This is a genomic window from Microcystis sp. M53602_WE12, from assembly GCF_030065455.1.
GTDB classification, from domain to species: Bacteria; Cyanobacteriota; Cyanobacteriia; order Cyanobacteriales; family Microcystaceae; genus Microcystis; species Microcystis aeruginosa.
This window is the reverse complement of sequence record NZ_JASJFB010000156.1, coordinates 20,036-29,037: the sequence shown is the minus strand read 5'-3', so window position 1 is coordinate 29,037 and position 9,002 is coordinate 20,036. Positions and strand designations below refer to the sequence as shown.

The 9,002-nt window shown below is 46.0% G+C and carries 8 protein-coding genes; 3 read left to right on the top strand and 5 right to left on the bottom strand.

Annotation, left to right across the window (positions count from 1 at the left end):
* Positions 1 to 380: 380 nt before the first annotated feature.
* Complete coding sequence (locus tag PX482_RS06130) at positions 381 to 2,336, bottom strand: hypothetical protein (RefSeq protein ID WP_002759589.1); 1,956 nt, start codon at positions 2,334 to 2,336, stop codon at positions 381 to 383.
* A 63-nt stretch (positions 2,337 to 2,399) separates the two neighbouring features.
* Entirely contained in the window at positions 2,400 to 3,314 is a 915-nt protein-coding gene (gene hslO / locus PX482_RS06125) for an Hsp33 family molecular chaperone HslO (RefSeq protein WP_002759591.1), read from the bottom strand.
* Positions 3,315 to 3,398: 84 nt separating this feature from the next.
* Here hslO and PX482_RS06120 point away from each other — a divergent pair, with 84 nt between their 5' ends.
* Complete coding sequence (locus PX482_RS06120; RefSeq protein ID WP_002759593.1) at positions 3,399 to 3,815, top strand: hypothetical protein; 417 nt, start codon at positions 3,399 to 3,401, stop codon at positions 3,813 to 3,815.
* A 170-nt stretch (positions 3,816 to 3,985) separates the two neighbouring features.
* Positions 3,986 to 5,422: a signal recognition particle protein gene (gene ffh, locus PX482_RS06115; RefSeq protein WP_002759594.1), complete on the top strand. Its 1,437-nt coding sequence runs from the start codon at positions 3,986 to 3,988 to the stop codon at positions 5,420 to 5,422.
* 3 nt (positions 5,423 to 5,425) lie between these two features.
* Here ffh and thiL read toward each other — a convergent pair whose 3' ends face one another.
* The 3 genes from thiL to PX482_RS06100 all read right to left on the bottom strand — a co-directional run bounded on the left by thiL (position 5,426) and on the right by PX482_RS06100 (position 7,325).
* Positions 5,426 to 6,394 carry a thiamine-phosphate kinase gene (thiL, locus tag PX482_RS06110; protein ID WP_288024402.1) on the bottom strand — a complete coding sequence of 323 codons (969 nt, stop codon included), beginning with the start codon at positions 6,392 to 6,394 and terminating at the stop codon, positions 5,426 to 5,428.
* The gene (locus PX482_RS06105) at positions 6,391 to 6,513 is read right to left on the bottom strand and encodes a hypothetical protein (protein WP_288024429.1); all 123 of its coding nucleotides are present in this window, start codon (positions 6,511 to 6,513) and stop codon (positions 6,391 to 6,393) included. The genes thiL and PX482_RS06105 overlap by 4 nt, the downstream gene beginning before the upstream one ends.
* Before the next feature lie 140 nt (positions 6,514 to 6,653).
* Entirely contained in the window at positions 6,654 to 7,325 is a 672-nt protein-coding gene (locus PX482_RS06100; RefSeq protein ID WP_288024423.1) for an MBL fold metallo-hydrolase, read from the bottom strand.
* A 104-nt stretch (positions 7,326 to 7,429) separates the two neighbouring features.
* Between PX482_RS06100 and PX482_RS06095 the strand changes: the two genes are divergently transcribed.
* Positions 7,430 to 8,914 (top strand): site-2 protease family protein, encoded by a 1,485-nt coding sequence (locus PX482_RS06095; protein ID WP_002759599.1) that lies wholly within the window; start codon positions 7,430 to 7,432, stop codon positions 8,912 to 8,914.
* The last annotated feature ends 88 nt before the right edge of the window (positions 8,915 to 9,002 follow it).

Here is a 9,002-nt window from a genome sequence, read left to right as displayed (position 1 = left end):
TCTTTGTCAGTAAGGGTGTCAACAAGGAATATTACAAATTGTTAACCGAGTCTTGAAAGCGTTGTGCTACAAAGGTTTGAAATGTTAAGAAAGATGTGACTAATGGACAGCCTTGATAAGGGGGGTGTCTGATAATTTTTAACGCCTACCTACTTATTATCTTTTTAAAATTGGCTTTGGTTATTTGTTGGCAATTTATACTAAATCGGTTTTGAATAGTGCGATGAACTCCCAAGTTATGGATTGTTTCTCCCCGCTCCCCCGCCATCCTATCCCTTGTAAACAGGATTTAGTATAATACAGATTTAACTTGACAGACCCCTGGGGATGAGGGACTTTTTTTAGGGGTAATCCACGGCAAAAACAGCCCCTAAAACTGATTATTGACCCGGACTTGGTGCTTCTATCGGGGACTCTGGGGAAAGGGGAGTCGATTCAACTATTGGTGGTGGGGCCGGAGGTTGGAGAATATTGCGCCAGCCTCGTATTTGGGAGCGAGCCGAACTGTAAGCGGTACTTTCCGGGGATACGGATTCAGCAAGGCGAATAGCTTCCAGATAACTGCCATTATTAGCTAGGTCCGTGGCTAAAGACAAAAGCTGATAACTCCAACGTTCCAGCAATTCAGTCCGTTGCACACCCGCATCGGTTTTAGTGGAAATATTGGTAACTAAAGCAATCGCCTGGGTTAAACCTTCTGCGGTTCCCGTCGCCGCTAATTGATTAGCCTGTTGGAGATTTTGACGGGCCCGCAACTCTCGGCGCCAACGACGGATATTTTGGGAAGCTTCCGAGGAAAGAGTGCGACCGGGGGGAATTTGATTGGCAGTTTCGATCGCTGTGCTATAGTCTTTGAGATTGGCCAAAGCTTGAGCCTGATCTAAAATGGGTTGATCCTCCATGCGTTCAATCCGCACTTGCCAGTCGCGAATTTCCCTTTGGGCATCTCGGTATAAGGCCCGATTCTTAGCGATTGCCCGCGCCTGAATAATAGCGTTACTGAGGGAATTAATATCGCCGGGGAGAGCGATTTCCTGCGCCCGTTCTAAAATCGGCCGGTCTTCAATCACTTGTATTTGACGATTCCAAGAGGCAATTTCCTGCTGTGCTTGCGACCAGAGGGGGTTATTACGGGGAACCTCGCCCGCTTTCGCGATAGCGGTGCTATACTGCTCGATCGTACCTGCTTGTGCTAAATCTCTAGCCTCGGACAGTATTCTTAGATCCTGTACCTGTAACTGCCAGCGCTCCCTCATAGCTAGGGCCGTTTGATGGAGAGGTCGAGAAGCGTCGATTTGTTCTAGTCCCAGTATGCCGGCTTCCAATCCCTCCACCGTGCCGGCTTCCGCATCTAAGGCCGCTGCGGACAAGAGGGACCAATCGGTGACATCTTCTTTAATTTTGAGGTCTTTGGGGGTTTGGTTAGCCAAATCCCGGAGAGCTTGCCATTGCTTCCGCTCAATTAATCTTTCGGCGTATTCTTTTAGTTTATCCTCGGTTTTCCCGATTAATTTTTCTGCCTCCTGATAGGCATAACTGCTGGCTTGAATTTTTCTAGCTTCTTCGATGACTTTCAACCAATTGTCGAGACCGCCCCGGGCAAAGAGATTAAAGGCATTATCTAATTTACTGCTATCTTCCCGGGCGACGGTAATTTTAGCGAGCGCTTCATTATATTTAACCGTTGCCCAATATTCGTTATTTAAGTTCAATAAATCCACTGCTAGGCGGAAAGATTGATTCCAGTTGGAAGCGCGGAGATTTTCCTCTAGTTTGCTTAAGATATCGTTGCCTTCCGTCCAAGTTCCTTGCCACTTAGCGATTCTTTCTTCAATAATTGCCGCTACTGCCATATTATTGGGGATTTGACGAGCTTTAGTGATCGCTTGCTGTAAATTTCCCGCTTGATAGTCTTTTTCAGCCAAATTCAGGATATCTCGCGCCCATTCTTCCACCTGTTGATTAACTTGCGATCGCAAGGGATGGTCATCGGGTAAAGCTTCCACTAGGGCAATTGCTGCGAGTAAACCCTCCACGGTGCGACTATCGGCGGAAAGTTGAGCGCAGTAGAGACGCAGGGAGGCAGAAGCAATAGGCCAGAAGATTTTTGGGCAATTGGGCGACTTCTGCATATTTAATAACTGCCAAGTGGCGAGAAAGCCAACACCGCCAAAGACGACGACAAATAAAGCCGCCCAAACTTTCCAAGTGAAACGATGCTGGTATCGAGACCAAAAGAGAAAAAGAAAAGACTTAGTTTTCTCTGGCCAACGAGTCAGGGAGTCAATCGATTCTCGTTTGACTAGATTTTTGGTTAATTCTTTTCCTTTAAACATTCACGACTCCCTGACGGATATTTTAGATAGATTTTACCCTAAGGGCGCTCATTGCCCAACTTCTCAGCAAGATTCAGCTTGTAGAGACTCGACTAATTGGATTAATTGCGTCTCGTTGGCACTATACACTTCCTGGCAAAACTCACAGATGGCTTCCGCTTGTTTATCCTTTTCGATAATGTCTTTTAATTCATCGACCCCAAGGAATTTTAAAGCTCCTAAGGCCCGTTCAAAAGAGCAGTCACAATCAAAACGCAGCATCTGCACAGCTGGAAAAATTTCTAGACCCATATCTCCGAGAAGTTCCTGAAAAATATCTTCTAGACCCTTTCCTGCTCGTAAAAGGGGTGTAAATCCCGTTAATTTTCGCAATCTCGACTCTAAACGAGCCACCAAGACCTCATCCCTGGCGGCCTCTTTCGAGAGAACTTGTAATAAAATTCCCCCAGCTGCCGTTACTCCTGTGGTCGTACCGACAAAAACCCCCACTTGCAAAGCGGAGGGAATTTGTTCCGACTGGTCTAGGTAGTAGGCGATATCTTCCCCCACTTCCCCAGAAACTATCTCGACGATGCTTTCCTGAAGTTCATTTCTCTCCTCACCTTTTTCTTCCCGCAAGACTCGCACATAACCTTTGTTACCCACGGCGCGACCCACATCTAATTTACCCTGAGCATTGGGGAGTAATTCCACCTGGGGACAGTCCACATAACCCCGCACCGTGCCATCGAGTCCAGCATCAACTAAAACACCGCCTAGGGGACCGTCGCCTTTAATGCGAATATTGACCCTAGAACCGGGTTTTTTTAAACTGGAAGCCAAGAGTAAAGCCGATGCCATCGTGCGACCGAGAGCGGCAGTGGCTACGTTAGATAATTTATGTCTTTGGCGGGCTTCTTCGGTTAAACGAGTGGTAATCACTCCTACTACTCTAATTCCGCCATCGGCGGCCGTGGCGCGGATTAATTTATCTGCCATACTACTTACTGTTATCCTTGGAAAACGCTGTCCCGATTTTTAGTTATTCTTTAACTAACTTAACAAAAATTATCAGACAACAATATGTTCGGCAATTTTCAACAAAGTCAGCTGCGTATCGAAATCTCGGCCCGTGAACAGGCTATCCGGGATAGTTTGCTCAAAACTGCTCATCTCCGTCAATGGCTGTGGCCGCAAATGCTCTCGCCCAATCTACCCGATAAATTAGAGGAAGGTTTGACTTTTACCTCTTGGTTAGGTTTAATTCCCGTACAACATCAGGTTTTATTGGCCAATGACCAGTGTTTACGCTTGCTTTTGAGTCAAGGTATCGATGGCTATCACGAATGGTATTGGGGCGATGGTTGGTTACAATCGCGTTTAGAAGGCATTTCTTTCCTTCCCCTCAATCTCGGTCAAACTCTCAGTTTGTTGAAATTACGACTATTTTTGAGCAATCAAAAGTTAGAAGTGAAGGATTTAGGAGTGGCTAGTAAGTAAATCGCACTTTAAAAACCCAATTATGGATTGTCTCTCCCCGCTGCTCACTCTCCTACACCGGGAGAGTGGCTGCACTATGCAGGCCCTGGACTAATGACAGGCTAAGAACAGGGGTCTTCCCCCGACATTTGAGATAAAATCGATCTAGTTAAAAATTTAATTCCGAAACTATGTTCGACGCACTGGCCGACCGCTTAGAAGACGCATGGAAAAAATTACGAGGTCAAGATAAAATCTCCTCGGCCAATATACAAGAAACCCTCAAAGAAGTCCGGCGGGCCTTATTAGAAGCAGATGTTAACCTACAGGTAGTCAAGGGATTTATTGCTGAGGTCGAGAAACAAGCCCTCGGCGCTGAAGTTATTTCTGGAGTCAATCCCGGTCAGCAATTTATCAAAATTGTCTATGATGAATTAGTCAAAATTATGGGGGAAAGCAACGTTCCCCTAGCCCAGGCCGATAAACCCCCCACCGTAATTTTAATGGCCGGGTTGCAAGGGACAGGAAAAACCACCGCCACCGCCAAATTAGCCCTATATCTCCGCAAACAGTCCAAAAGCTGCCTGATGGTGGCCACCGATGTTTACCGTCCCGCGGCCATTGACCAATTAATCACCCTCGGTAAACAGATAAATGTTCCCGTCTTCGAGATGGGTTCTCAGGCTAATCCCGTCGATATCGCCCGTCAAGGTGTGGAAAAAGCCAAAGAATTGGGCGTAGATACCGTTATCATCGACACCGCTGGTCGTTTGCAAATAGACACCCAGATGATGGGCGAACTAGCACAAATCAAGAAAATTGTCAAGCCCGACGACACTTTATTAGTGGTGGATGCCATGACCGGTCAGGAAGCGGCCAGTCTTACCAACACTTTTCACCAACAAATCGGCATCACGGGGGCAATTCTCACCAAACTTGATGGCGATACTCGCGGTGGTGCGGCCTTATCAGTGCGGCAAATATCGGGACAACCGATTAAATTTGTTGGGGTTGGCGAAAAAGTAGAAGCTTTAGAGCCATTTTATCCCGATCGCCTTGCCAGTCGCATCCTCAATATGGGTGATGTCCTGACGCTAGTGGAAAAAGCTCAGGAACAGTTAGACCTAGAAGACGCGGCCAAAATGCAGGCCAAGATTTTAGAGGCTAAGTTTGATTTTAATGACTTCCTCAAACAGATGCGGCTGTTAAAAAATATGGGTTCCCTGGGGGGAGTCTTGAAGTTAATCCCCGGTCTAGGCAAACTGAGCGGGACAGACATCGAAAAGGGCGAAAAAGAGTTAAAACGCACGGAAGCGATGATTAATTCCATGACCACGGAGGAACGCGCTAACCCCGATTTATTGGCTAAGTCTCCTAATCGTCGTCGTCGCATTGCCAAAGGTTCGGGACATCCAGAAACGGAAGTGACCAAACTAATTGCTAATTTCACCAGAATGCGATCGATGATGCAACAGATGGGACGGGGACAAATGCCCGCTATGCCGGGGATGCCCGGTATGGGTGGCGGAATGTTTGGGGGTGGCAATCAACCGGGGTTCCGCGGTCAAGGTGGCAGCCCGAAAAAACCAAAGAAAATCAAGAAAAAGAAAGGTTTTGGCGATTTATAGAGGCTAAAAATGTTGAAATCCAGAGCTTAAACTGAGGTTTCTACCGTCGGCTAATTTTATCTCTTTCCCGGGGACAATTTGACCGATTATCGCCCCCTCTTCCCCCACTTTCTCGAGCAATTCTCTGGCACTGTCCGGGGGCAAACACAAAACTAACTCAAAGTCTTCACCGCCGTATAAAGCCCATTCTAGAGCTTTTTCGGCTCCTACATATTCTTTCAGGGTTGGATGCAGGGGAATCCTCTCGATTTCAGCACCAACCCCACTACAGCGACAAATTTGCATGATGGCATCTGCTAACCCGTCACTGCTATCCATGCCCGCGATGGGAAATTGCTTGACAATTTTTTGTAAATGTGGTATGCAATCGAGTCTCGGTCGCGGCCGTTGATGAGCTTGGATTAATCGCTTTTTTTGGGCGGAATTTAAATTCCTCCCGGTTTCAGGGTGAAAGAGTAACTCTAATCCAGCCCGCGATAAACCGTGATAACCAGTAATAACGATACTATCGCCAACTTTTGCGTTAAAACGTCTAATTTCTTCATTTTTTGCCACTTGTCCCAGGGCAGTGATACTGATGTTAATCTCCGTGGCCCGACAGACATCGCCACCAACGATCGCCGTCTGATATACTTGCAGACAAGAGCTAAGACCCCGATAGAGTCCTTCTAGCCAATCGATGGCTAGATCGGGAGTTAAAGCCAATCCTACCGTAATTCCCAGGGGTTCTGCCCCCATAGCCGCTAAATCGGATAAATTAGCCGCCGCCGCTCGCCAGCCCACATCTTCCGGAGAGGTAGTAAGATTGCTAAAGTGGACGTTATTAACTAAAACATCAGTGGTGACAACGAGAGAGTAACCCTCTTTGATCGATAAAATCGCCCCATCATCACCGATAATCTCCGCAGGACAATATTTTTGCAGAATCGGTAGCAATCCCTGTTCACCCAAATCTTTAACGGTTAAATTCATAATTTCTGGGAATTGAACAATGCAGCTTCTAAAAAGTCTTTAGTTAGGGTTTGCGGCAAAAAGTTTTTCGTGGGGGTAGGGTGTGGGGTGTGGGGTGTGGGGTGTAGGGTTTTATCCATTTTCAGGTGGTCAATTACCTAATTTTCAGGGAAAAAGTCCCTAAAATTTCCCCCCAATCACTCCAATGGTCGGCACTTTTTGAGGGAAAAAAAGTCTAAAAGCGTTATCCAACAAGGTTTTTAGATTTATTCAGCAGACCCTAGTTAAGAGGATTGGCGCTGATTTTTTCGTAGGCGCGATCGATAATTCCCCGACCGCGCAGAAAGCCGGTATTAGCCCCCGGACAAAGATAGGAGAGGGTTTCCGGACTAAAACGGTCTAAAATAGCCCTTTGCGATCGCAATTGCCGCAGCCAGTGGAAAGTTTTCGCGGTCTGTAGGGGTTGCGGTTGACCCTTAGTGTCGGGGAGAAGATGACGACCGGTAAATAAAACCCCCCCGTGACGCTGCCAGTAGAGACAGGAGGAGCCGGGAGAATGGCCGGGAGTCCAAAAACCGCTACAAGTAGGAGATAACTGGATTTGCTGCTGAAAAACGGTAATTTGACGGTGAGGAAGCAGATAAGCTTCCTGTTCCTGTAGAATAATCTCACAATCAAGTAAACTTTGCAGAGAATCGCTCTGTTTACCCTGACCCCCGCGATGGGTAAAAAATAGGTAACGGACACCCTTTTCTAGGAGAAAATCTCGCTCGCTCTCCTCACAGCTAGGACAATCCACCAGAATATTGCCGGTATTTTCTACAATAAGATAAGAGGTTCCCCCTAGGGTTTCCCGATTAGGCGAGAAAGCGTATAAACCTTCTAGAATTAATCGAGGGGGTTTTGTGGTTTTGCTAACCTCTAAAGGAGACGATTCGGTTTCCGATCGCATGGTTTGCCTATCCAAATCACAATCAATGCGGTTTACAATTTAGCACGATCGATGACCGGGCTGGCTGAAATTAGCCGCCTTTTACTCAAGAGAAAAGAGCCGATATGGAAATGTGGTTGTTATTAGGGATTCTGGGCGGTTTCACCTATTTTATCGTCAAGCGTAGCGTGGCCAAAATCACGACAACACCAATTTGGTTAATTTGGTTAGTCCTGATGACTCCGGCTCTTATTTGGACCGGCTGGACGTTAATCTATGGAGAGGATACCCCCATGCCGGCATTTTTGCTGGTCGGCCCTTTTGTGATCTGCCCTTTTTTGTATTGGTGGCTAGTACAGAAGGGTCGGGTTACTCCCCAAGAAGGCCCCCCATCACCACCGAAACAAGCGAATTTAGTCCTAGAAAATATTGATAATCCTGCACCTAAAAATGATTTAAAACCGATCACTGCCGAAGAGGAAAAATACCTAAGAGATTGTTTTCCTTGGGGTGTTTATTATCTGCAAAATATCGATTATCGTCCCCAAGCAATTCTCTGTCGGGGGAAATTGCGAGCAGTTCCCGAAGAAGCTTATCAAGTGATTAAAAACAATGTGGAAAAGGTTTTTGGTGATCGCTTTTTATTGCTTTTCCAAGAAAGTTTTCAGGGACAACCTTTTTTCGCTCTTGTGGCTAATCCCTGGCAGCAAAAAACAGAAACCATAGAAACTGAAAAAGTTACTCGCCCCCTTCTTGCCCTGGGTTTATTGTTATTAACTATCTTAACTACCACAGTGGTCGGTGCGGGATTAAGTGGCATTACTGCCCAACAATTAGAAAATAATTCTAGTTTATTATTGCAAGGTTTACCCTACAGTTTAGGCTTAATTGCTATTTTAGGACTGCACGAATTCAGTCATTATTTTACAGCAGTTAAATATAAAATTAAAACTACCTTGCCCTATTTTATCCCCATTCCTTTCTTCCTAGGCACCTTCGGGGCTTTTATTCAAATGCGATCGCCTGTACCCACCCGCAAAGCTTTATTTGATGTGGCGGTGGCCGGTCCTTTGGGGGGTATAATTATCGCTATTCCTCTACTGTTTTGGGGGTTGTACCTCTCGGAAATAGTTCCCCTAACTAATCAAAGCAGTTTATTAAATTTTCAGGCGTTAAATCCGCAGTTTTCTTTTCTCTTGTCTATCCTAGCTAAACTAGCCCTCGGCAGTAATTTAATCGCCGGAAAAGCGATCCATTTACATCCTTTAGCGGTAGCTGGTTATGTAGGAATTATCGTTACAGCCCTAAATTTAATGCCCGTGGGTCAATTGGATGGTGGTCATATTGTTCACGCCATGTATGGGCAGAAAACCGCCATAATTATCGGTCAATTAACTCGATTATTCATGTTTATTTTAGCCCTAGTGCAACCAGATTTTTTACTCTGGGCGATTATTCTCTTATTAATGCCAGTCAGCGATCAACCTGCTTTAAATGATGTCACCGAATTGGATAATAAACGAGATTTATTAGGTTTATTTTCCCTGGCTTTGTTATTAAGTATTTTGCTACCCCTTCCCGAAGCGGTGGCCCGTTGGTGGGGAATGTAAGCGACTGCATCAATCAACCTGAGTTCCGGGAAAATTATCGGTCAGTTGGGGAATAAAATCCCTATCTCCTACGTCAATGTGAGTCGAT